The 22,423-nt window shown below is 61.5% G+C and carries 19 protein-coding genes and 1 pseudogene; 5 read left to right on the top strand and 15 right to left on the bottom strand.

Features of this window, described 5'->3' with window-relative positions; all coding sequences use genetic code 11:
- Nucleotides 1-37: 37 nt before the first annotated feature.
- Entirely contained in the window at nt 38-2,104 is a 2,067-nt protein-coding gene (locus AC3WL7_RS05925) for an integrase (RefSeq protein WP_492749653.1), read from the top strand.
- Here AC3WL7_RS05925 and AC3WL7_RS05920 read toward each other — a convergent pair.
- The 3 genes from AC3WL7_RS05920 to AC3WL7_RS05910 form a co-directional block, all read right to left on the bottom strand.
- Nucleotides 2,067-2,492, bottom strand: a complete 426-nt coding sequence (locus AC3WL7_RS05920) for a hypothetical protein (RefSeq protein ID WP_136191726.1) — start codon at nt 2,490-2,492, stop codon at nt 2,067-2,069. The two genes, AC3WL7_RS05925 and AC3WL7_RS05920, sit on opposite strands and share 38 nt — an antisense overlap.
- A gap of 256 nt (nt 2,493-2,748) precedes the next feature.
- A complete protein-coding gene (locus AC3WL7_RS05915; protein ID WP_313270355.1) occupies nt 2,749-4,179 on the bottom strand; it encodes a UvrD-helicase domain-containing protein in 1,431 nt (476 codons plus the stop codon).
- Entirely contained in the window at nt 4,169-5,896 is a 1,728-nt protein-coding gene (locus AC3WL7_RS05910; RefSeq protein ID WP_313270353.1) for an ATP-dependent nuclease, read from the bottom strand. Before AC3WL7_RS05910 ends, AC3WL7_RS05915 begins: the two co-directional genes overlap by 11 nt.
- A gap of 471 nt (nt 5,897-6,367) precedes the next feature.
- Here AC3WL7_RS05910 and AC3WL7_RS05905 point away from each other — a divergent pair, with 471 nt between their 5' ends.
- From AC3WL7_RS05905 to AC3WL7_RS05890, 4 genes are all read left to right on the top strand, one after another.
- Nucleotides 6,368-7,330 carry a restriction endonuclease gene (locus AC3WL7_RS05905; protein ID WP_313270350.1) on the top strand — a complete coding sequence of 321 codons (963 nt, stop codon included), beginning with the start codon at nt 6,368-6,370 and terminating at the stop codon, nt 7,328-7,330.
- A 326-nt stretch (nt 7,331-7,656) separates the two neighbouring features.
- A complete protein-coding gene (locus AC3WL7_RS05900) occupies nt 7,657-8,136 on the top strand; it encodes a hypothetical protein (RefSeq protein ID WP_313270347.1) in 480 nt (159 codons plus the stop codon).
- 58 nt (nt 8,137-8,194) lie between these two features.
- The gene (locus AC3WL7_RS05895) at nt 8,195-8,818 is read left to right on the top strand and encodes a hypothetical protein (RefSeq protein ID WP_313270345.1); all 624 of its coding nucleotides are present in this window, start codon (nt 8,195-8,197) and stop codon (nt 8,816-8,818) included.
- Nucleotides 8,819-9,005: 187 nt separating this feature from the next.
- Nucleotides 9,006-11,225, top strand: a complete 2,220-nt coding sequence (locus AC3WL7_RS05890) for an AAA family ATPase (RefSeq protein WP_313270343.1) — start codon at nt 9,006-9,008, stop codon at nt 11,223-11,225.
- 144 nt (nt 11,226-11,369) lie between these two features.
- On the opposite strand, the pseudogene AC3WL7_RS05885 reads toward AC3WL7_RS05890, so the two are convergent.
- The 12 genes and pseudogenes from AC3WL7_RS05885 to AC3WL7_RS05830 form a co-directional block, all read right to left on the bottom strand.
- A pseudogene (locus AC3WL7_RS05885) lies at nt 11,370-12,310 on the bottom strand (MBL fold metallo-hydrolase).
- A 223-nt stretch (nt 12,311-12,533) separates the two neighbouring features.
- Entirely contained in the window at nt 12,534-13,448 is a 915-nt protein-coding gene (locus tag AC3WL7_RS05880; protein ID WP_313270338.1) for an SDR family NAD(P)-dependent oxidoreductase, read from the bottom strand.
- Nucleotides 13,449-13,519: 71 nt separating this feature from the next.
- Complete coding sequence (locus AC3WL7_RS05875; RefSeq protein ID WP_313270335.1) at nt 13,520-14,605, bottom strand: SMP-30/gluconolactonase/LRE family protein; 1,086 nt, start codon at nt 14,603-14,605, stop codon at nt 13,520-13,522.
- A 10-nt stretch (nt 14,606-14,615) separates the two neighbouring features.
- Nucleotides 14,616-15,359 (bottom strand): SDR family oxidoreductase, encoded by a 744-nt coding sequence (locus AC3WL7_RS05870; protein ID WP_313270333.1) that lies wholly within the window; start codon nt 15,357-15,359, stop codon nt 14,616-14,618.
- A gap of 50 nt (nt 15,360-15,409) precedes the next feature.
- Nucleotides 15,410-16,177: a glucose 1-dehydrogenase gene (locus tag AC3WL7_RS05865; protein ID WP_313270331.1), complete on the bottom strand. Its 768-nt coding sequence runs from the start codon at nt 16,175-16,177 to the stop codon at nt 15,410-15,412.
- Nucleotides 16,178-16,194: 17 nt separating this feature from the next.
- Complete coding sequence (locus AC3WL7_RS05860; RefSeq protein ID WP_313270329.1) at nt 16,195-17,244, bottom strand: NAD(P)-dependent alcohol dehydrogenase; 1,050 nt, start codon at nt 17,242-17,244, stop codon at nt 16,195-16,197.
- Between the two features lie 23 nt (nt 17,245-17,267).
- Nucleotides 17,268-18,386 (bottom strand): alpha/beta hydrolase, encoded by a 1,119-nt coding sequence (locus AC3WL7_RS05855; RefSeq protein WP_313270327.1) that lies wholly within the window; start codon nt 18,384-18,386, stop codon nt 17,268-17,270.
- A gap of 66 nt (nt 18,387-18,452) precedes the next feature.
- A complete protein-coding gene (locus AC3WL7_RS05850) occupies nt 18,453-19,223 on the bottom strand; it encodes an SDR family oxidoreductase (RefSeq protein WP_313270324.1) in 771 nt (256 codons plus the stop codon).
- Between the two features lie 34 nt (nt 19,224-19,257).
- Nucleotides 19,258-19,986 (bottom strand): dihydrofolate reductase family protein, encoded by a 729-nt coding sequence (locus tag AC3WL7_RS05845; protein ID WP_313270322.1) that lies wholly within the window; start codon nt 19,984-19,986, stop codon nt 19,258-19,260.
- A 15-nt stretch (nt 19,987-20,001) separates the two neighbouring features.
- Entirely contained in the window at nt 20,002-20,550 is a 549-nt protein-coding gene (locus tag AC3WL7_RS05840; protein WP_313270320.1) for a cyclophilin-like fold protein, read from the bottom strand.
- A gap of 26 nt (nt 20,551-20,576) precedes the next feature.
- Nucleotides 20,577-21,800: an MFS transporter gene (locus tag AC3WL7_RS05835; RefSeq protein ID WP_313270318.1), complete on the bottom strand. Its 1,224-nt coding sequence runs from the start codon at nt 21,798-21,800 to the stop codon at nt 20,577-20,579.
- A gap of 70 nt (nt 21,801-21,870) precedes the next feature.
- Complete coding sequence (locus tag AC3WL7_RS05830; RefSeq protein ID WP_313252131.1) at nt 21,871-22,392, bottom strand: cyclophilin-like fold protein; 522 nt, start codon at nt 22,390-22,392, stop codon at nt 21,871-21,873.
- Between the last annotated feature and the right edge of the window lie 31 nt (nt 22,393-22,423).

The raw sequence follows: 22,423 nt of genomic DNA, 5'->3' as shown, positions 1-22,423 counted from the left end.
CTAACGCCACTAGCGCGTCCATTCTAGAGAGAAGGCCATGCCCGCAGTTAGAAAGTTCGAAAATGCACAGGCAGAGACTCTGCATCCTTCATTCCAAGTGGACTATGACAGTGATGTCTGGACCTTCGCCCAGACCACGGTTGGCCAACAGAAGGAGTTTGTCACAGTTGACTGGGCAATCCCGCTGGCGCGTGGAGAATTGCTCACAGACCAGAAACACAGAGCACTCCTCGCTGAGCTGAAGTGCTACCTCAAGACCGCCATCATCGAGGACACGGTGCGCATGACGGTCGGGTCTATCCCTGCCACCTACATGGGCTTGAGGGAGCTGGTGAAGTTCATGGGGCAGCGGAAAATCCACTCCCTCCTTGACATTTCCACAGCGGTAAGCTGGGAATATATCGAAGGTCTCGAAGAGCAGTACATGACTGCTGGAGATGACACCGGTCGAGACAGGGCGTGGACGCACGCGACCGCCTACAAACTCATCCACCCACTTACACAGATCTACGAGATCGCGGACAGATTGCGCGCCAGAGGCGGACAAGCGCCGTGCGAAGCGCCGTTTGACGGACGAAGGACCTACGACGTCGTGACAGAGCCGCTTGGGCTTGCTCGAACGGGTGGATTGATGCCTGTCCCAGACGAGATCTCCGTACCGATCCTTTCCTACGCATGTGAATGGATTGACCACGGCTCTGAGGATGTGATCAGACTTCAGGCTGAGGTCATCCCTATGCTCATCGACGCAAGGAGTGCCACGGGCGCGAGACGAATCGCCTGTCTTCGTCAGATCAAACGGCACATCGAGGAATTCCAGATGAGTCCGATCCCAGGAACACTAATATCCTGGCATGAGCCATTGACCGCCATAGAGCGGATTGATGACGCTGGAGACGAGCGCGGGATTAGCGGAACTCAAAGCCTGAGACGCCTAATACTGATGACTCAGAGCGCATGCAGCATCTTGCTCCAGGGATGCACTGGAATTCGAGCTCATGAGCTGATTGGCCTCTCCCTGGACCACGATCCGACGCTACAGCACGGCGTGGTCAAGTCAGTGACGTCGCTAGACGGACTGATGGAAGTGTTCTCCATTTGTGGCATTTCCGCCAAAAGGGAAGAGACGCGCCATGAGTGGACTGCCGGGCTGCGCCCGTTGGGCACGAATCACCTGCCGATCGTACTAAAATCCATCGAAGTACTGGTGCAGCTAATGGAGCCTTGGCGAGCTCTATCGGGTAGTAAGTCACTGATGCTCAGCTTCTCCCACGCCAAGTCCCTTCCGTCGGGTCCCGATGGAATCGGCCGAATGACAGCCTCCAGAAATTCTCTGCTGCAGCGTGAGTTCGCCGTCGAAGCTCTCACGAAGAAGCGTGGCATCGAAACGACGCAAGCTATCTACGAGGTGAGATCCCTTCGCCCGCAGCGATGGAGGATCACCTTTGCGCACTATGTCTTCCGATCCAAGCCGGAACTAATGCCAGCGCTACGGACGCACTTCCGTCACATGAGCGAGCAGATCACTGATCAAGGGTACATTGGAAACGATGCGGCCCTGCTCGAGAACTTGGAAGGAGAGAGAGTCATGGAGACCTCTCGGTTCCTCGTTCAAATCACCCTTGGCAAGCCAATCGGAGGTGGACCGGCGCAGCGGCTCCTCATGCAGCATGCCGAATCAATGACCGAGGCACTGTCCGAGATGGACGGAGAGACGCTGATCGATAAGGCCGTGGCATACGTGAAGCTCACCGACCTGCGGATATGGACAGGCACTTACGCGAGTTGCCTGATTGATATGTTGCCTGACCGTTCCAGCTGCAACCCACAAGCAAGCCTCCTCACTGTTCGCGCCTCGCCGAACTTCGGCCTACGGTCGCCCGGGCTGTGCGCGGGGTGCAAGTGTTGCATCATCCTGCCAGAGCATAAGGACTTCTGGGAGGATCGCCTCCTGAAAAATCAGGCCATTGTCCAGGCAGAGCGGACCAACCCTAGGAATCAGCCTTCCAAGATTGCTAAGAGCCGTGTTGTTCAGAGTCGAACAGTCCTGAGGATGATATCCAACGCTACCGGGGACGCTTCCGATCGTTCCTGCGAAAGTTGACGACATTGGCTCCATCGTCTCTGTTGGTACTTCTTTTCTGAAGCCGGGACACTGCGAGTTGGAGAGATGCGTTGTGGATGTTGGTCTTGTAAAGCAGAGCCTTTAACCTTGCATTCTCAGCCTTAATCTTAGTGAGCTCTTCAGCCACCGATCCTCGCTTCTCCTCTTCAGCCAGCTCCTGAATTTTAAGCCAGACGTGCCCAAGTCGAGCGTGCCTTGATCCAAAGCTCCCTCTATTTACCCCTGCCTCGGCAGCGACCGAGGTAGGCGTGATGATCCGATGACCTGCGGCCATCTTTGCTTTCAGCAGTTCATTGGTCGGGCGTCGCTTCACCAGGCGGTCAAGAGCCGCCAAAGCCCTGTCCTCTACTGAGTTGGGTCTGCTCATTCTGCTGTCCGCTGATGTCTCATTAGTAGGCAGATAGCGTACGCCACCTTCGCCGCCCAATCATCTATGTGGAACAAGGAGGATATGTGGAACAAGGAGGACCCTGGAATCAATCCTGGTGCACTCGCTGCCCGGCGGGATCTACATGCTTCAGACCCAGATGTTCAGCAACGACTTTGGTACAGGGTCTACCGTGACCATCGCAATGACGAAGCGCCGCAAACCATCGTGCCTGATAGGGCGCAGCATGGCTGGGTTAGCGGGCTATGGGGCCGGGGCTCAGCGTTGAGGTGCGGGAACAGATCACCAACCCTTTCGCGCCACGTGTGAGTGCTACATAGAGGTTCTGCGCGCTCATGCTCTCTGGATAAAGGACCACGGCAATGTCTGCCTCGAGACCTTTCAGCAGGAGAGTGCTGCCGACTGCTCTGCGCGCAATGGGGCGGCTGAGGTGACGATTTCGCTCGCGGGCTTGAAGCGCGGCACCCAATAGATCTTGCTCTCGGTTGATAACGCTTCGCATGGCTGATCGACAGCAGTGCAGAATCTCGGGTCGATAGACCCGAGTGCCTGTCTGTTCGGCCAAGGCGTCCACCAGCCGTAAGGCGCTAGCCATGGTCCGCTCGGACTCAAAGGCCACTGCCTCAGCTTCTACAGGAGTTGGAGAGGTCTTGGCCCTCCCTCTACGAATGGTGCCGACACGCTTCACAAGATTTGGCGCGCCGACGCCCGTCATCATGAGAGCGGAAAAGGTGGCCAAGTCCTGCAGCGCAGTAGGAGCCTGAAGATTGAAGTGCCTCGCGAAGTTGACGAGGTCTCGCATGTCCACGGCTTCTACCGCCATTGCCCCAGGCGTTTGGCTGGTGAGCTGATGGCGCCCTTGGACATTCATGGACTCGCCAATGACCAGAACCGTTCCTTGGCCGCCAGGCGAATTGGTTCGTGCCGCAGTCAGCCTTTGTTGCACCTCATGACCGGCAACCAGCTGGATCCACCGAACGGATGGCGGAGCCGTGGTCAGATCAATGGGTAAGCTCGCCGTAAGAGCATGCCTTTGGGCGAGCAGCCACTGGCCCAGCTCTTCGTTACCTGCAATCTGCCAGCGCCAAGGGGTTCGAAGGCTACCCGCGGCTGGGAAGGATGATTGAACGTCCCGTTCCCAGTGAACCAGCCGATTTCCGCCAAATCCGAAGATGGCCTGTAGAGGGTCTCCGAGGACGCAGGTGGGCAAAAGGGCAGCGAGGGCGGACACGATGGAGTGTTGGACGGTGCTGCAATCCTGATACTCGTCAACCAACAGCCGGGCGTAGGTGGCTGCGATGGGTTGAGCGATATGCCCCGACTCCAAGAGTCTTCGGACTGATTCACGGATCGCGGGATAGTCGCTACTCGCGTTGTTGAGCTCCAAGAGTTCGGGATGATGGCCACTGCGCGTCGGGAACTTGGCGATGAGACGCATGGCGAATCCATCAATCGTCGAGAGTCGATAGGCTGAGCTGGGAACCCCCGCGCGTTTCAAGCGTGTCCTCAACGCGGTGACGCCAGCATTTGTGTGAGTTAGAACAAGGACCGGCCTGTCCCCAGAGTGGGATTTCAGCGCGTCGGCAATCAGCTGAGTTTTGCCGCATCCTGCTGGGGCGGTAATAGATCCGCGTTGGATGGCTAGCAGATCGATGTCAGGCGGCACGGGTAAAAGCCCAGAGTTGGTCTACTACTGCCTTAAAGCTGGCGTCCGCATTGGCGTAGCCGCGAGAGACAATATCCAGGACGATTGACTGGTAAGTCGTAAGAGACTTGAACCAGCTCTTCTTTTTGGTGCGCGAGACCTCGCCAAGCAGTACGCGAATATCCAGCGGATAGGGCGACTTCGGCCTCAATGCTTCGATGGACGCCAAGCTTGTTAGACCGTTCGATTTGGCAACCAGCTGCTGGTTCACAAGGTCTTCACCGACACGCTCTTTAGCCTTCAGGAGCAGGGCATCAATTGATGTGTCAGGAAGGCAGAGGAACAGCTCGTCCTCCAACGTCATTCCTGCCCGCCAAGTCACGAGGCTGCCACCTGATTGGAGATATGCCTCTGCAACACCTGGCGCGGCGGGCTTGTCAGCGTCGATGAAGACGAGGACTCGGTAACCCAACTTCATAAGCGCAGTTGCACGGGCAAAAGCGTTATCCGGAGTGCCTCCGCCTGCGTTGACGTATGCACCGCCTAAAGCCAAAAAAGATGGTTCTTTGCTGGCCACTCCCCATAGATCGAGGCCACGCACAAATCCCACCTCGCTTGCTCCCTCGCACACAATCACAGACTTCGCCAGGAAAGCTTCCGGGTCAGTGCGCAGCGTGCTTTGAATCTCGTCGGTTGAGCCAGCGGAAATGACAACATGGCCAGCCGGTCGTGGTCGAACCACAAGTAGCTGCTCACCTGAAAGCTCGCGAAGCGCCACAGGGGAGTGTGTTGTGAGAAACGCTTGGAGAGGCGGGGGTGTCTCCTTGGCTCCCAAGGAATCCAGCAGGCGCATGAGCCGATGGGGTTCCAACCCATATTCCACCTCATCCACCAAGGCAATCGGCGCTGACTCCGATGCGGCCCGTTGAAGTCCAGTCACCAAGAGTCGAGAAGAACCCGTACCAAGGGACCGAAGGGGGATGCCTGCCCCGCTGTGGAGCGCGATGGCGCCTTCGCCGATGGAGACGGAGTGCGAATCGAGTAAGGCTTGCGGCATCGACCCGACGTTAACCCCAAGGCTCTGGGCCGTTGTCTGGACGATTCCGAGTGTCTGACTCAGGTGGGGCGACGCTTGAGCGCCAAAGTTGGCGCGTGCCTGACGCGCTGCGAGAGCGAGCTGGGCTCCCAATTCTGCGCGTTCGTCGGTTAGCCGGTTGAGGACCGATCCGCGGCTCCAAGACAAGTTGGAGCTTGCAAAGCTGCCTATACGTGCAGGGGCCAATGCGATTCGTTCTTTCCAAGGCAGGCTTCGTTCCAAGCCTTGTTGAAGCGACCTATCGGAAACCAGCGTCCAGCTGGGCTCAAGGTCCGCCCCGACTTGAAGCTGCAGGGTAAGCACCGTCTCCAGGCCCGCGGCAGGTTCGTCTTCGAGGGTGTCAAATACCGCATCGAATCCTCGCAAGAAGTCCCCATAGACATCAATGTCCATCAGCGATGCTGGCAGTTCCCCGAATGTCACGGCAATACGAATTGGCTCTGAGACATCGAGGCCAAAAAAGTCCATGTCGCCGAAGGAGATGCTTCGTCGAGCACCCAAGCACAGGTCGATGGCATCGAGGATGGTGGACTTGCCACTGTCGCCAGGACCGATCAAACAGTTGATGCCCGGAGCTGGCGCCCAGTCGAGTGCCTTGATGGACCGAAAATTCCGGATGGCCAAATGGCGAATTCGAGGCATGGGGGCGTTCTGTAAGAGGCATGGTCAACGATCCGTGTAGGACGCAGACTGACACCAACTTCGACCACGCCCCTGAGGCAATCCTAGCCCTAAAGACTTCTGCCAGTCATCCGCTCATTGGTGGAACTTGGCGCCATGACAAAGCTACTTCGCGAACTGCCCCCGCTTGTAGCTCGGTAACACCGAAAGAACAGTTCCAGATTCACTTCTTCCGTAGTCACCTCCCCCCTGTACAAGGAGGCTAAGCATCCTTGTACAGGGGGGAGGTCCACTCATGGCCGCAGGGCGTCATGCGACCCGAAGCGGATGTCCGACACTGGTTCAAGCCGAACCCTTCGATTCGGTTGTCGGCAGCTTGTTGGTCGTGACACGATCTCGCACCAAGTGAATCAGGGGGGCGACATTGGTCGAATGTAGCCCTTGACCTGCAATTAGCCCTTCTGGCCCGCCTATTAGACAGCCGAGGTATCTGTGGATAGCGACAATCGAGAGCAGCTCCGCGAAAGGATTCGAGGTCTTGAGAAATCGGCTTCGCCCCGAGATGCTGAGCGCCTAATGGGCGAGATCCTAGAGCCGCTATTGGCGGAGGATGGGTACGCCATCCTCCCGGTGGGGAACCAACGAGATCTGGGTGTCGACTTTATTGCCCGGAAGGCAAACTCCGACGGTCACAACGCAGACGAGATTGCCATCGAATACAAGCATTTCAGACAGAGCGCCATTGGTACGGAAGCCGTTCATCGGGTGCTTGGCGCGACCCTGAGTATGGGTTTATCGCGTGCAATGCTCATTACGAATTCCAGGTTCACCTATGCCGCGCGCGAATCTCTTCGTCGAAACACCCCCATTGGCATCGAACTTCTAGACCTTGATGGGCTGCGATCCTGGGTGGGGCGTCTTGAGGAAATGCCCTCAGTTGATTTTGGTCAAGTCAATGTTATTAGACGCGAGCTGAGCCGAAAGCTGATTAAGCTAATCGCGAAGCATCCACGTTCCTTGGATGAGATTGAATGGCGAGAAATGGAAAGGCTGTTATCAGAGGTATTTGAAGGGTTGGGATTTGAAGCAACACTCACGCCAGGTAGCAAAGACGGCGGAAAAGACATCATTCTCAAGTGTCGCGTCGCATCAAAGACCCACACCTACTATGTCGAAGTGAAGCATTGGCGCTCGGGGCAGCGCGTTGGATCAGGTGCTATATCGGACTTTCTGAATGTCATCGTCAATGAGGAAGTTGACGGTGGCCTCTACCTATCCACGTATGGCTACTGCTCCAATGCTATAGAGTCCTTAACCGAATTTGAGCGGACAACCGTCCGGTTTGGGAAAGAAAACAAAGTAGTTTCGTTGTGCAGGTCCTACGTCAAGGCGATGTCAGGAATCTGGTCTCCGGATAGTTCGCTTTCAGAAATTCTGTACGAAGATACGTTCTAACGGTATGTTCAAGGGCGCCCGGGAAGACCGCGCACGTGTGTAAAAATATAGTCGAATGACCACTTCTGGCCGGAAGCAGACATCAGCACTGCGTCGGCGCTTGGTCCGGTGCTATTCTCCGCTTTCGACCCAAAGCGGACGTCTGCCGGAGTGCACACCCTGCGTGCTATTGGGTCCAGTTATACGTCGGCTTGTTAGCTGGACCCGGCCGCCTTAAGATTGAGCTGTATCAAGGGGATAGCCCACCTATAGTGCGCTATGGATAAGTCGCATAGCCGGATCCAAGGATCCGGTTATTAGTTAGACAGTTAGAGGGCGGAACCGATATGTCGCCACTTGATGGATTGCAAATGCCAGCGCAGCTGGCATGCGAGTTCTTCGCGGTGTTCTCACGCTTCGAGTTCGCGCTCAAAGATTCTGGGTACTACTACGTAAACCACCGTGGTCGTGCCGCTGCTGATTGGGATCGCTACTTTTTGCATGCCAACGATACGGTTCGTACCGATGCTGATCCCGATCTTTTTGAGGCAGTTCAGTACCTCATAGATGAGCCTCCTCAGGTTCAAGTGGCGCCGGCCCAATGGAACCCAAATGTTCCGCTGCGCGGAGGGCCTGGAATCATCGGTACTGCATTGGATGCGACTGGTAGAGTTCGCAACAACCTATTCCATGGTGGCAAGCACACCCCACACTCGCCGCCCGGACGAGATGAGAAGCTTGTTCGCTCGGCCCTATGCTTGCTCCATGCTTGTCTCAAGCAAGATCAGCAACTGGCGGCTGCTTATGAGCAACCGACGGCCTTCTAACAATTCATTCATGCCGACGCCGTCTCGCGGCCCGGCTTGCTTCCGGTGTTAGCCATCCATGAGCGACTCTCTACAGCCAAACCCAGATGGATTCGCAGCCGACCCCTTCGGATACAGCGTACTTGCTTGGCATAAATGGGGCTTGCTCGCGACAGCAAATGGATTTCCTGTGGACATTTCCAAGCCGCCAACCATTGCTGATCTAAAGAATCCTGTCCTTTGGCTTAGCCATGCAAATGCACTATCTGAGGCAGCGGTTCAATTGGTTAGGAATCCGCCAAGCTTTGACAGTTTTCCGCAAGAACTCAGAACAATCTGTCACAGCCAGTACCACGCGGTGGCACTGATGATCATTGGCTACAGCCTTGAAGTTTGCCTCAAAGCAATGATCTTGCTCAGAATCGGGGCTGAGGAATTTACAAAACAAGAGAAGGAGCATTTCCACCACAAGCTGGAAGAGCTTGCCAACTTCATTCCTGATCTTGGCGAGAAGGACAAAGCAATTCTGAAGGGTCTCTCGCACTTTGTTGTCTGGGCTGGTCGCTACCCCGACCCTGGATCAAGGCGCTTAAACAATGCCGTTGACGTCTTTGAGCTCTCCGAGAGGCACCAGATAAGTGCAAAGGATCTCTTCGCCCTTTCCGCGCGGGTGATGAAGCACGTTCAAAAAGTGGTCAACTAGATAGCTGATAATTCAGTCAAGCCGAGCCTGCTTCGCGGGTCGGCTTAATCCAGGATTCTGATGTTTGCTTCTGGCCGCAGGATGCCTCTCGACTCACAGCGGTCAGTGCCTTGGATCAGTGAGATGGCAGCAGAGGTAGGGCGAACTGCGGTAGGCTGTCCGGAAGGGCAGGCGCTCATGACGAGTCATGTTTTTTGGGGGAAGCATGTTTCGGCGGATAGAATCCATTTCTCAGGCTGCGGTTTGGGACGGTTATGATGGACGAACGAGCCCAGCGCCTGATTTTGCTCGATACAACCTTGTTTATGGCTGGAACGCTTCCGGCAAGACAACCCTTTCTCGTGTCTTTGCGCTATTAAACGGTCCGATCGTAAGCCGGTTGCCGGCCGGCGCACATGTACGTGTTAGCGTGGGTCAGGAGGTGCTGGATAGCCGGAAAGAACAGGATCGGGGGCGGATTCCCGTGTGCATCTTTAATCGGGACTTCATCGATTCAAACCTGCAGCAGGCCGATTACGCGCAAGCGCCTGCTTTGTTCATCGTGGGTGAAGACAACATCCGGCTGAGTAACCGCATCGCGTCGTTGGCCCGACGGAAGGGGCGTGTGGCGGCAATGTATCGCTCGGTCCAGACAAGGCAGAGCGAGATCAGCACCGCCAGGGAGAAAGCGGCCACCGACCTGGCCAGAGATTGCGGAACGATGTTGGGTGTCCGCGATTTTAGGGCGCCCAATCTGAAAGGTATCCAGCAACGGCTGACCGAGTCGGCTGGCCATCTTCTCGACGATGCCACTCTGCAAGCAATGGTCAATCAGGCGAGAGACCAGAGTGAGTTCACCCACATTAGCAACTTGCCAGTGGTGATGCCTCCGCTCTCGCCTGGGATAGATGACATCGCTGGGTTGTTGACGGAGACGCCTAGGCAGAACACGATCAAACGCTTGGCCGAAAATCCTGCGCTGAGCGATTGGGTACGCACTGGTCTGCGATTTCATGAGCACAGTACGACCTGCGCTTTCTGCGGGAACGCTGCAGCGCAAGCGCTGGAGGCCTACGCGAACCACTTCTCCGACGAGTATCGCCGGCAGCACGTCGCCGTCACGTCGGCAATCGAACGACTGGAACAACCTAGGTGGGCGCATACCTTTCCGCATGAGAAGGAGTGGGTTCCAGATGTTCGGGTCAAGGTCCAGGGTGCATTGAGTCGACTCGCGGCTTGGGAAGCTCGGGAAAGCGAGATCCGTGCGGCTTGGGTCGGCCTGCTGAGAGAGAAGCTTGCCAACATGGAGACGGCATTCACCGTAGAGGCAGTTGAAGATCGAGCTCCCGAATTGATGGTTATTCTTGCGGAGCTTTGTCAGGCAAAGGACGATCACAACCGCGCGTGTGACGAACTTGCGGCCAGACGCCGGGGCGCAGCCGAGAAAGTGAAGGAGCACTTCGCAGCCCGGTTTGTACTCGACCCCGGAGCGACAGAGGCGATCGCGTTCTTGAGCCAAGTTGAAGCGGAGCTGGGGCGAATAAAGACTGTCGGGCAGAAGATCGCAGAGCAAGCGATCGTGGCGAATGCCGAGCTACAGCGTAGTTCGGTGGCCGCAAGCCAAATCAATGGGCTATTGAAGCGATTGCTGGGGCCACGCATCTCCGTTGAGCAGGCTCAGGACAATGGGATCCAGTTCATCCGCGAAGGTCTGCCAGCCACCAATATGAGCGACGGTGAGCGGACGGCGATCTCGCTAGCGTACTTCCTAGTCAGCTTGGGTCAGAATGGTCAGCGGCTTGAGGATCTAGTCGTTTTCATAGATGACCCGATCTGTAGCCTGGACGCCAACCACATCTATGACGTGGCCTACCTCCTTATCACGAGCCTAAAGGCGTGTCGGCAGCTCTTCATTTCGACACACAACTCGGAGTTCTTTAACACGATTAAGCAGGACTGGAGTGATCGTGGAAAGTTCAAGAAAGAGCACGCTGCGTACCTCGTCCACCGAGAGCGTGACGGCGCCAGCCAACTGATTGAGCTTCCTGGACACCTGGCAAAGTTCCGTTCCGACTACCACCACGTCTTCTACTGCTTGCGCCAGTTTCAGGCGAGCGCCAGCCAGGAGGTTGATGCCTATCTGAGCTGTCCGAACTTGCTAAGGCGGTTCCTAGAGATGTATCTCGGCTTCCGGCGCCCCACACCGAAGGGCTACCTGACTAAGCTTGACGTATTGTTCGACGACGAAGTTGAGCGAGGTGCCGTCGCAAGATACGTAGACGAAGGGTCGCACAGCGCATCAACGCTCCGCCTGCTGGAGTTTTCCGACTTCCCCGCAATGTCTCGGGAGATGGTAGAGCGCGTAATGCGGGCATTGGAGCGCGTGGATCCTGATCACTATTCAGTATTGATGGCGGAAACCACCTAGGCGTCTAAGTCCGCTCCTGGCCGATAGCAGCCATGCCCTTCTCAAGAGACGTACAGCATGGACCACAGCACGGCGGGCGCTTCTTCGGGGCGCACGCCGGCCAGGCGCTGCCACAGGGAGGGGACGGGGGACAGTTGCACTAGGTCATTGCTCCTTCGCCTCAGCCGCAAGCTGGGACTGCTTGGTCATGGCGCCGCCTTCCCACCACGCCGTGAACCACTGCGCACGGCCGTCCAAGTATGCGGGTTGACCAATTTCCGGCGTCCACAGCGCATAGCGATGCCCACGGGTGGCAGCGACGATGCGTTTGAAGGGGTCATCCCAGTCGTGGGGCGCGATGGTGAAGCGGCCCACGTGCGCCTGCATCAGCACGTGGGTACGCAGATCGTCGGCCGCCTGCGCGGCCTGCTCCGGGTTCATGTGCACGTTCGCCCAGCGCGGGTCGTACTGGCCGGCGTCCAGCGCCACCCAGTCGAACGGGCCGAGGCGCTGGCCGATCTGGGCGAAATGCGGCCCGTAGCCCGAATCGCCGCTGACGAACAGGCGTCGCTCGGGCGACACCAGCGCAAACCCCACCCACAGCGACTGGTCGCGGGTGAAGGTGCGCCCGGAGTAGGGCGGGGCGGGGTGACGTGGACCTGCAGCTGCGGCGTGAGCGCCACGACCTCGTTCCAGTCGGCCTCGCGCACGCGGCTCACGTCGTAGCCCCAGCGCTCGAAATGCGCCCCGACGCCCAGTCCCACGATCACCTGCCGGACCTTGGGCTGCAGCGCCCGCACTGTCGGGTAGTCCAGATGGTCGTAGTGATCGTGGCTGATCAGCAGCGCGTCGATCCCGGGCACGTCGGCGGCGGTATAGAGGTTGGTGCCCTCGAACGCCTCGTTCGCCCCGGGAATCGGCGCCGCATTGGCGCTGAAGACCGGATCGATCAGGATGCGCTGCCCGCCCAGTTGCACGAAATAGGAGGAATGGCCCAGCCAGACCACCAGGTCCTGCGCGGGGTCGAGCGCCTTGAGGTCGGTCTTGACGGTGGGCACGGCGCCTGGCGGCCGGGTCTGGCCCTTCTTCCCGAAGAGCGTTCCCATCCACATCGACCACTCTGACTGGTCCGTGGTCTTCATGGGCGTGTCGATCTGGTTGAGAAATGCGCCGCCGACGTAATTGGGCGAGAGGGTCATGCGCTCCAGTCGCTCGCCGCTGGGCAGTTCGCCGAACACCGGCTGCTGCAAGTAGGCGAAGACGCCCGCCACGCCGAGAATGGCGATGCCGACCAATACCATGAGGAACCTCCGGAACGTCCTCATGCCATCACGCCAGCGCCGTGCCGGTGGCACGCGCGAGTTCGGCCAGCAGCAGATCCTGGAACCGGGTGTCGTTGACGGCGGCATGGGGCTGCTCGTGCCGCTGGTGATGCCAGTAGCCGCCGCTGGTCAGCGCCTCGGCATCGTTGCTGGTGGCAAGCCATTCCTGGGTCAGATGCCCCAGCCGCAGGTCGTCGGGCGCGCCCGGGCCGCCCATCTTGGTCGGCACCCAGCCCGGATCGACGGCGTTGCTGAAGGACTCGGGCCAGCGCCGCGCCACGGCCGCGGCCAGCGTGGTGACGAACAGCTTGCTGTCGGAGTAGCTGCCGGTGGCCGTGCGGCCGGTCCAGTCCATGCCGGCGAGGCTCGCGCGTCCGCCCCGGTGCATGCTGCTGCTCAGGTAGATCAGGCGCTTGGGGCGCTGGATCAGGGCCGTGAGCAGGTACGGTGCGACGACGTTGACGACCAGGACCTGCGAACCGGACAGGATGCCGGCGTTGTGGACGACGGCGTCCATCGGGCCGATGGCGTTGACCTGGCGGGCGAGATCGCGGATTTGCGCGAGGTCCGACAGGTCGCCGATGGTGGCGACGGCCCCCTGGTCCACCAGTTCCTTCACCGCCGACAGCCGGGCCTGGGAGCGCACGTGCACCACGACGTCATGGCCTTGGGCCAGCAGCGTCTTGGCCGTGGCATGGCCGAGCCCGTCGGCCGAGCCGGTGATAAAGACGCGGGCCTTGCCGCCTGTGCGACCGTCTGTGCGATCGCCTGGGTTTTGGCCTCGTTGTGCGTTGGGCATGGGGGACTCCTTTCGGGAACTCGGTGGTGTCTGCGCCCAGGACGTCGAGGCGGTCAGCACCGAGCCCGCGGCCAGCGCCGAAGCCAGCCCGGCGCTGGCGGTGAGAAAGGTGCGACGGTCCATGGGTGTGTCCTCCGTTCAGGCCGCCAAACGCCGCAGTGGCCACGTGGCCCGCCGCGGCGCTGCGTTGTAGATCATTGGGATGAAGCCGGCGGCAGCCCCTTGCTGAACGCCTTGGTGTGGAACACCGTCGCGCCTTGGCCCTTGTCCATGTCGCTGGCGACCGCGTAGAGGTCGTTGCGGCGGGGATCGATGGCCAGGCTGGTGGAGGACAGGTTGTGGCCGCCATCGCGTCCGGGCAGCAGCACCTGGCCGATGGGGATGCCGTTGCGGTTGAAGGCCAGCACGCGGCCCTGCCCGTAGATCGCCACGTACACGTTGCCGTCGGCGTCCGCCCGCATCGAGTCCGGCGCCGGCCCGGTGAAGTGGTAGGCGATGGCCGAGCCGATCGGCGCGATGGTGGTCGCATCGGCCAGCTCGATGCGGTGCAGCAGGTTGCGGCCGAACTCGGTGGCCCACAGCGTCTTGCCATCGGCGCTGAGCGCCAGGCCGTTGGCCATCGCCAGGTGCGGCAGCACCGGCTTGATCGTGATCAGGTCCGGCTCGGCGTAGTACACACCGCCCCTGGGCTCGGTCGCATTGCCCTTGAAGTCGGTGAAGTAGAAGCCGCCGCGGGCATCGAACACGAGGTCATTGGGCATGTACCCGGCCACGGGCGGCACGATCGCCTGTAGGCCTGAGCCGTCCGGGCTCACCGCGTAGATCGCGCCGCGGCCGTTGGGAATGTCCAGTGCCGCGACGAACAGGCGCCCATCCGGGTGGAAGGCCAGGCCGCCCGGCGACAGCGCGTCCAGCGCGACGAAGGTGGACAACTTCCGGTCCGGCGTCAGGCGCAGCACGCGGCGGCCGCTCACGTCGCAGAAGATCAGATTGCCGCTGCGGTCGAAGATCGCCCCTTCGAGGATCAAACCCTCGTTGGACACCTTGAACCAGGGTTCGGCCACGGCCGTCTGCAAGGCGCGCTCGGATGCCGGGATCGGCACCGCGCTGCGCGTCTGCGCGTCGTAGGCCAGCCCGGCGACGCTGCTTTGCTGGGCCGACGCAGCCGGCATGAGGCCCGCGCCCATGACCAGGCAGGTGGCGAGCAGGGCTGCTCGTACTCTGGCGCCGTGGCGGCCGCCGTGCTGGCGGCCCGCCTCGCGGAAAGATGCTGGCGTCATGGAACGGCCCTTACCAGGGTTGATTGGAGGGGCCGACGGTGAACTCGTTGATCGTTGTGTCCTCGGGCTGGTCGATCGCGAAGGCCACGACGCTGGCAATCCGGTCCGGGGAAATGCCGTAGGTGTCGTAGATGCCCTGCATCTGGTCGAGCGACGCCTTGTCGGTGAACGTCTGGAGCAACTCGGTATTGATGGCCGCGGGGTAGATCGTCGCCGTGCGGATGTTGGTGCCTTCCATGGCCGACTCCATGCGCAGAACTTCCATGAAGTCGCGCACGAACCACTTCGTGCCGCCATAGACCGCGCCGCCGGGGTAGGCCTTCAGGCCGGCCACCGACGAAGTGGCGATCACGTGGCCGGACTTCTGCGCCGTGAACTCGGGCAGCACGGCGGCCACGCCGTTGAGCACGCCCTTGACGTTGACATCGACCATCTGGTGCCACTCGGCGGTCTTGAGCGCGGACAGCGGCGAGTTCGGCATCAGGCCGGCGTTGAGGAAAATGGCGTCCACGCGGCCGAACCTGTCCTTGGCCAGCTTGACGATGGCGTCGTTCTCGGACTGCTGGGTGACGTCCAGCTCCTGGTACACGGCCTGGCCGCCGTGCTGCTTGATCTCGTCGGCGATGCGCTTGAGGTTGTCGGCCCGGCGCGCGCCGAGCACGACCTTGGCGCCCTTGCTGGCGAGCAGCTTGGCCGTGGCCTCGCCGATGCCCGACGATGCGCCGGTGATGATGATGACTTTGTCATTGATCATGATGTTTTCTGCCTTTGTGTCGATGCCGGCAGCGTGTGCCGGCGGGAGGTTCAATACACGGTGAATCCGCCGTCCACGGCCAGGGCCTGCCCGGTCACGAAGCTCGATCCCGAACTGCACAGCCAGAGCACCGCGTCGGCGATTTCATCGCCGCGCCCCAGGCGCTTCATCGGCAGGTCGCGCAGCAGGTCGTCCATCGCCAGCATCCCGCTGTCCAGCATGGAGGAGACCATCGGCGTTTCGATCGTGCCGGGGCACACGGCGTTGATGCGCACGCCGCGCGTGGCGTATTCGAGCGCGGCGCTCTTGGTGAGGCCGATCACGCCATGCTTGGTGCCGTGATAGGCCGCCATCAGCGCGCGCCCGGTGAGGCCGCCGATGGACGAGCAGTTGACGATCGCGCCGCTGCCTTGCTGGCGCATCTGCTTCAGCTCGTGCTTCATGCAGGCCCAGACACCGCGCTGGTTGATGGCGCTGATCAGGTCGTAGTCCTTGGCGAACTGGTCCGCGATCTCGGAGGCGGGCACCTGGATGCCCGCGTTGTTGTACGCGGCATCCAGGCGGCCGAAGGTCGCGACCGTGCGCTCCACCATGGCCGCCACCTGGTCCTCGTCAACGACGTCGCACACCACCGCGATCGCCTTGCCGCCCGCGGCGGTGATCTCGTCCACCGCTTTGAGCAGCGGCTCCTCTTCGCGGCCCGCCAAGGTGACCGCGGCGCCGGCCTTGGCGAATGCGCGTGCGGTATCCAGCCCCATGCCGGAGCCGGCGCCGGTGACCAGGGCAACCTGCCCTGTGAAGTCGTAGGCGATGTTCATGGAAGTCTCCTTTCAGGTCAGGCCGCCAGCGAAGCGTTGTCGATCACGAAGCGGTACTTCACGTCGCCCTTGAGCAGGCGCTCGTAGGCGTCATTGATCTGGTCGGCGCGGATCATCTCGATGTCCGAGACGATGCCGTGCTCGGCGCAGAAATCGAGCATCTCCTGGGTCTCGGGGATGCCGCCGATCATCGAGCCGGCAATCGCGCGGCGCTTGAAGATCAGGTTGAACACTTCGGGCGAGGGATGCGGCGAGGCCGGTGCGCCGATCAGCGTCAGGGTGCCGTCGCGCTTGAGCAGGGCCAGGAACGGGTCCAGGTCGTGCGGCGCGGCCACGGTGTTGACGATCAGATCGAAGCTCTTGGCGTGTGCCGCCATCTCCTCGGCATTGCGCGACACGACCACCTCGTCGGCGCCCAGGGCCTTGGCTGCCTCGCGCTTGGACTCGGACGTGGTGAACGCCACCACGTGCGCGCCCATGGCATGGGCGAGCTTGATGCCCATGTGGCCCAGGCCACCGATGCCGACGATGCCGACCTTCTTGCCCGGTCCCGCGTTCCAGTGGCGCAGCGGCGAGTAGGTCGTGATGCCGGCGCACAGCAGCGGCGCCACGGCGGCGAGCTGTTCCTCGGAATGGCGGATGCGCAGCACGTAGCGTTCGTGCACGACGATCTGCTGCGAGTAGCCGCCCAAGGTCCAGCCCGGTGCATCCGGCGTCGGGAAGTTGTACGTGCCGACCATGCCGTCGCAGTAGTTCTCCAGCCCTTCGTCGCACTCGGCGCAGTGCTTGCAGCTATCGACGATGCAGCCGATGCCGACAAGATCACCCGGCTTGAAGCCGCTCGCGTGCTCGCCGACCGCGGCCACGCGGCCGACGATCTCGTGGCCGGGAACGCACGGGAATTGCGTGCCGGCCCATTCGGCGCGCACCTGGTGCAGGTCCGAATGGCACACGCCGCAGTAGGCGATGTCGATCTGCACATCGTGCGCGCCCACCGCGCGGCGGGTGATTTCCAGGGGTTCGAGGGGCTTGTCGCCGGCATGGGCGCCGTAGGCTTTGATGGTCATGTGAAATTCCTTGATCGAGTTCTTCAGCCCTTAAGATGCTTGCCGAAGAAGTCGGTGATCCTGTCGAAGGGAATCTTGTCCACGCGGTCGTACAGATCGACGTGGCTGGCGCCCGGGACGATCACGAGTTCCTTGGGCTCGGCTGCGGCCGCGTAGGCGGTCTGGGCGAAGTAGAGCGAATGGGCCTTCTCGCCGTGCACGAACAGGATCGGACGCGGCGAGATCTCCTTGATGTAGGTCAGGATCGGCATGTTCATGAACGACAGCGGCGTGGTGATCGTCCAGGCGTTGCCGGAATTGACCGCCCGCCGGTGGTAGCCGCGCGGCGTCCCGTAGTAGTCGTGGTAATCGACCATGAACTGCGGTTCGCCGCCCTTCGGCGGGGTGTTGTAGGCCGGCTGATAGGCAGGCTTGCCATTCGCGGCGTCTTCCCAGCGCTGGCGGCTCAGTTGTTCCAGCGTCTGCGTGCGCTGCTCCGGGGTCACGACGTCGTTGTAGCCCTTGGACATGACGCGGGTCATGTCGTACATGGTGCTGGCGACGACGGCCTTGACGCGCTTGTCGGCGGCCACGGCGTTCAATGCGAAGCCGCCCCAGCCGCAGATACCGATGACGCCGATTCGCTCGCGATCGACGTAGGGCTGCAGGCCGATGAAGTCCACCGCCGCCATGAAGTCCTCGGTGTTGATGTCCGGCGAGGCGACGTTGCGCGGCTCGCCGCCGCTCTCCCCGGTGTAGGAGCCGTCGAAGGCCAGTGCGGCAAAGCCGCGCTCGGCCATGATCTGCGCATACAGACCCGAGGACTGTTCCTTCACCGCGCCGAACGGACCACCCACGACGAGCGCCGCCAGCCGCTGGTTCGCCCGGTTCTTCGGCAGGTACAGGTCGGCCGCGAGGGTGATGCCGTAGCGGTTCTTGAAGGTGACCTTCTGGTGATCGACCTTGTTGCTCTTGGGAAACACCTTGTCCCATTCCTGCGTCAGCCGCAGGCCACCCGATTCCGCCGGGGCCGAGGCGGTCTGCGCGAACGCCGTCTGGCCGCCGAGCGTTGCGGCCACGCCCGCGAGAAGCGAGCCTTGAACGAAGCCCTTGAGGGCCGTCCGCCGCTTGATGTTCGTGATTTCCAAGTTAGCTTCGTTCATGACGTTGTCCTTTGCGTGGTTGGTGGTGGAGCCGGCAGGTCGGTCTTGTTGCTCTCGCCGGTGAGGTCAGCGGTACGCCGCGGGCCTGTCACCGTCGGTGCCGGGCTGGCTGATGCCCAGGTTTTGGTTGGCGTAGCGTTGCGGGTCCTTCACGAGGTCTGCCATGAAGCGGCCAATGCTCGCGCGGGAGGTTTCCGTGCCCTTGAAGGTCTCGCCCTTGGGGGTCAACTGGAATTCCTCGGTGGGCTTGTTGGTCAGCCACACCGGCCGCAGGACGGTGTAGGCGAGCCCCGACTGCTCGGCCAGTTCCGCCGCCTTCAGGTTGATGGGGCGGTATTGGCCGACCATACCCTTGTCCCAGGCGTTGAAAGCCGCAGGCAGTTCGTCATAGATGCCGCCGGCGCTGATGACGACCAGGTGGCGTGAGCCGACCTCCTTCATGGCCTGAACGATGTTCGCCGTCTTGGCGTCCAGGTCCATGCCGCCCATGGTGCTGACGACGATGTCCTGCCCGCGGATCGCGCGAGTGAGGTCCGGCAGATTGGCGGCGTCGCCGTCCACGACGTTCACGCGGTCGCTCTGCATGTCCTTCATGCGGCTGGCGCGGCGCAGGAACAGGGTCAGCTTCACGTCGTCCTGTTCCAGCAGACGGGGGATGATCTCTTTCGACGTACTGCCGTTGGCGCCGATCAGAATCACGTTCTTCATGGTTGAGTTGGCCCTGGTTGCATTCGCTGGCTCGATCTCCCGAGCGCGTCCGGCGTCGCTGAATGCGCTGGCCGCGGTGGCCAGGACAGCAGCGGCAAGGAAGCCAGACAGCAGGACGATCTTTTTCATGGAGACAGGCCTCGCGAACGGGGAGTTTTCGGGGTCAGGGTTGAGGGTTGTTCACCCGGTAGCGCAGCCACACCGTGCTGTCTTTCAGGGGCTTCGCGTCGATCAGCGTGAACGACTGCGGCGCAATCCGGGTCAGCGGTTCCTTGGCCGTGAACAGGCCCGGCGCACTGGGCGAGGCGTCCGAGACGGGCGCCAGCAGCAGGCTCACCTCATCGACCAGACCGTCCCGCACATACGACCAGTTCAGTACGCCACCGCCGCCGATCATCACGCGCTCCATGCCGAACAGCGTTGCCAGCTTGTGCAGCGCCAGGGCGTTGTCCGGCGCGTCCCTTCCGGCGATGACGTAGGAGATGCCCAGGCGCCGCAGCAGGTCCTTGTAGGCGTTGCTGGCCTTCTCGGTGAGTACCGACACCACGTGCGAGCGCACACCGCCGTAATCGACGTGGTTCTCTTGCCAGCCCAAGCGTCCGGTGGGGTCGAGCGCCACGTAGTACATCGGTGCGTGTGCTTCGGCCACGAAGTCGCCTTCAGGAACTGTGTCCGCCGACGGGTTCAGGTCCGGCTGGCGGTCGTGCGTGAAGTTGTCATCGGTCGAGACGCGGCCATTCAGATAGCCCTGGATGTTCAGGACCTGCTGATCGGCGTGCAGCGCCAGTTGCTCGTACTGAAGCGCCGCCGAATCGAACTCGGGCAGTTCGATGTTGTGGATTCTTCCGTCCAGCGACGTCAGGGTGTGAATGATGACGTAGGGCTTCTTCAAAGGAGTCTCCTGCGGCTAGTTCTTCGAGAACGCGATCCGCGCGGTGCCGCTGCCAAGCGCCTGCGCCAAGCCAGCGGGGTCGTCCACGCGGCCGAGGCGCGTGTACGAGTAGGACGAACTGAAGGTCAGGTAGAAGACCACCAGCGTCCTTGGCCCGTAGAGCATGAGGTCGCCGTTGCGGATCGTTCCGGGACGGCTGGCATTGGTGGGCAGCGCCTTTGGAAGCTCCGCGTGCTTCTCGTTGCTGTTGAGGTCGGCCATGTCGATCGTGAGCGGCAGCATGGCGGCAAATGCGTGGGCCGCTTCGGTGTCGGCCAGGGTGATGGCGAAGCGACGTTCGCCGACGGTCATCCACATGCGAGATTCCTCCGGTTGGACACGGGCCGCCGCGTTGGTGGTCGCGGATGAACCCGACGCTCCAGGCTGCGCGGCGTCGCAGGCCCCGAGCGCGAGCAGCGTGCACAGCAGGCCCAGCGCGCGCATGGCCCGCAGGCCGCGCGCGGGGCGGTAATCAAGGGCCATCTGTCGGCTGCTGCAGCGTGAGGCACTGAGGCGCAGGGTCATGGGGTTCTCCGGGCGTGGCGAGCGGCTCAGGCCGCCTGCGGTACTCGCGAACGCGAGGTGAGGAACGCGAGGAAGGCCGCGAACAGCAGGACGGCGGCACTCGCCATGAAGGTGCTGCGGTAGCCCGTCGAATCGAACAGCAGGCCGCCCACGGTCGAGCCCAGGGCGATGGCCAACTGGATCACTGCCACCATCAGACCGCCGCCGGCTTCTGCGTTGTGCGGCATGGCCTCGGCGATCCAGCTCCACCAGCCTACCGGGGCCGCGGTCGCCACCAGGCCCCATAGGCCCAGCAGCGCGGCAACGGCAGCGACCCAGGCACCGAAGGGAATCAGCGTCAGCGCGATCGCCGCCATGAGGACGGGGATGACGATCAGCGTCCCGTACAGGCTGCGTTTGAGGATGGAGCCGATCAGCGCCGTACCGATGAAGCCGGTCACACCGATCACGAGCAAGATCAGCGACAGCGTGGATACTTCCACGTGCGTCACCGTCTCCAGGAACGGACGCACATAGGTGAACAGCGCGAACTGCCCCATGAAGAACGCGCCGCAGGCGGCCATGCCCAATGCCACGGGCCGGCTTGCCAGCACCTTGAAGACGTTGCCCGAACCCGGCGCGCGTTCCTTGGCCTGCATGCCTGGCAGGCTGATCCACTGCCAGACCAATGCGATCGCGGCCACGGGCACCAGGCAGAAGAAGGCGCCGCGCCAGCCCATCACCGAACCGAGATAGCTGCCCAGCGGTGCGGCGATCACCGTCGCCAGCGCATTGCCGCCGTTGAAGATCGCCAAGGCGCGGGGCACCTGGCTGCCGGGTACCAGGCGCATGGCCGTGGCCGCCGACATGGACCAGAACCCGCCGATCACCACGCCGATCAGCGCGCGACCGACCATGTAGATCAGGTAGCCCGGCGCCAGCGCCACCACGGCGCCGGAGACAGCCATCAGGGCCGTGAGCACCAGCAGCAGCGTCTTGCGGTTCATGCCACCGGCAAGCCACGAGATCGACAGGCTGGTCAGCACCGCGAAGGCGCCGGAGATGGCAATGCCTTGGCCGGCCATGCCCTCGGTGACATGGAGGTCGGCCGCTATGGGCGTGAGAAGGCTGACCGGCATGAACTCGGACGCGATCAGCGCGAACACGCACAGCGACATGGCGAACACGCCGCTCCAATGAGCGGGCTGCGCGCCGGCTTCTTGTGGGGAGTGGACAGTCCCGCCGGGAACTGCTCCTATCTGCTCTGCCATGGATGTCTTCTTTTCTCTGGTGTACTTATGAAAACGCTACGCTCGCCATCGAGCGGGAAACGACGGCCAACTACTTCACCGCCTCGATCCGGACGTTGAATTCGCCGTCCTGCTTCGACAACTGCTCGATGCCGGACGTGAAGCGACCGAGATGAACCAGGTCGTTCGAGTGCCGGAACCCTCGGTAGTACGCCACCAGGTTTCCCCAGGGCGCGTACAAGGCGAAGTCGCCTGCCGAGGGCGTCAACCCGAAGGGGGCGTTCGCCGTCGAAAGCTTGCGCGGCGGGTAGGCGACCTTCTCCACGTTGTTGTAGTCGCTGAACTTCAGCGTCAGCGGCAGCATGGAGACGAGATCGCGGCTGGTGGGGTTGTCGTTGAGTTCCACCACCGCCTCACCACCCTCGAAGCTCAACCTGATCCGGGTCACTTCGGTCGTTCGGCTCGACATGGCTTGCCCTCCTTGCGCTGGAGCCGCCTGGGCGGTGCTCCCTGTGGATTGACGTTCCTGGGCCGCCGCGCCCTGGCTCATGAGCGGCAGCGTGGCAGCCAGTACGGCGGCCAGCGCGGCGGATCGGCAAAATTTCGTATTCACGATGGCAACTCCTGTGCGTGGAAGGTCATGG

This window comes from Stenotrophomonas sp. FW305-3-2-15-E-LB1, assembly GCF_058787375.1.
This window is presented reverse-complemented; position numbering and strand designations above follow the sequence as displayed.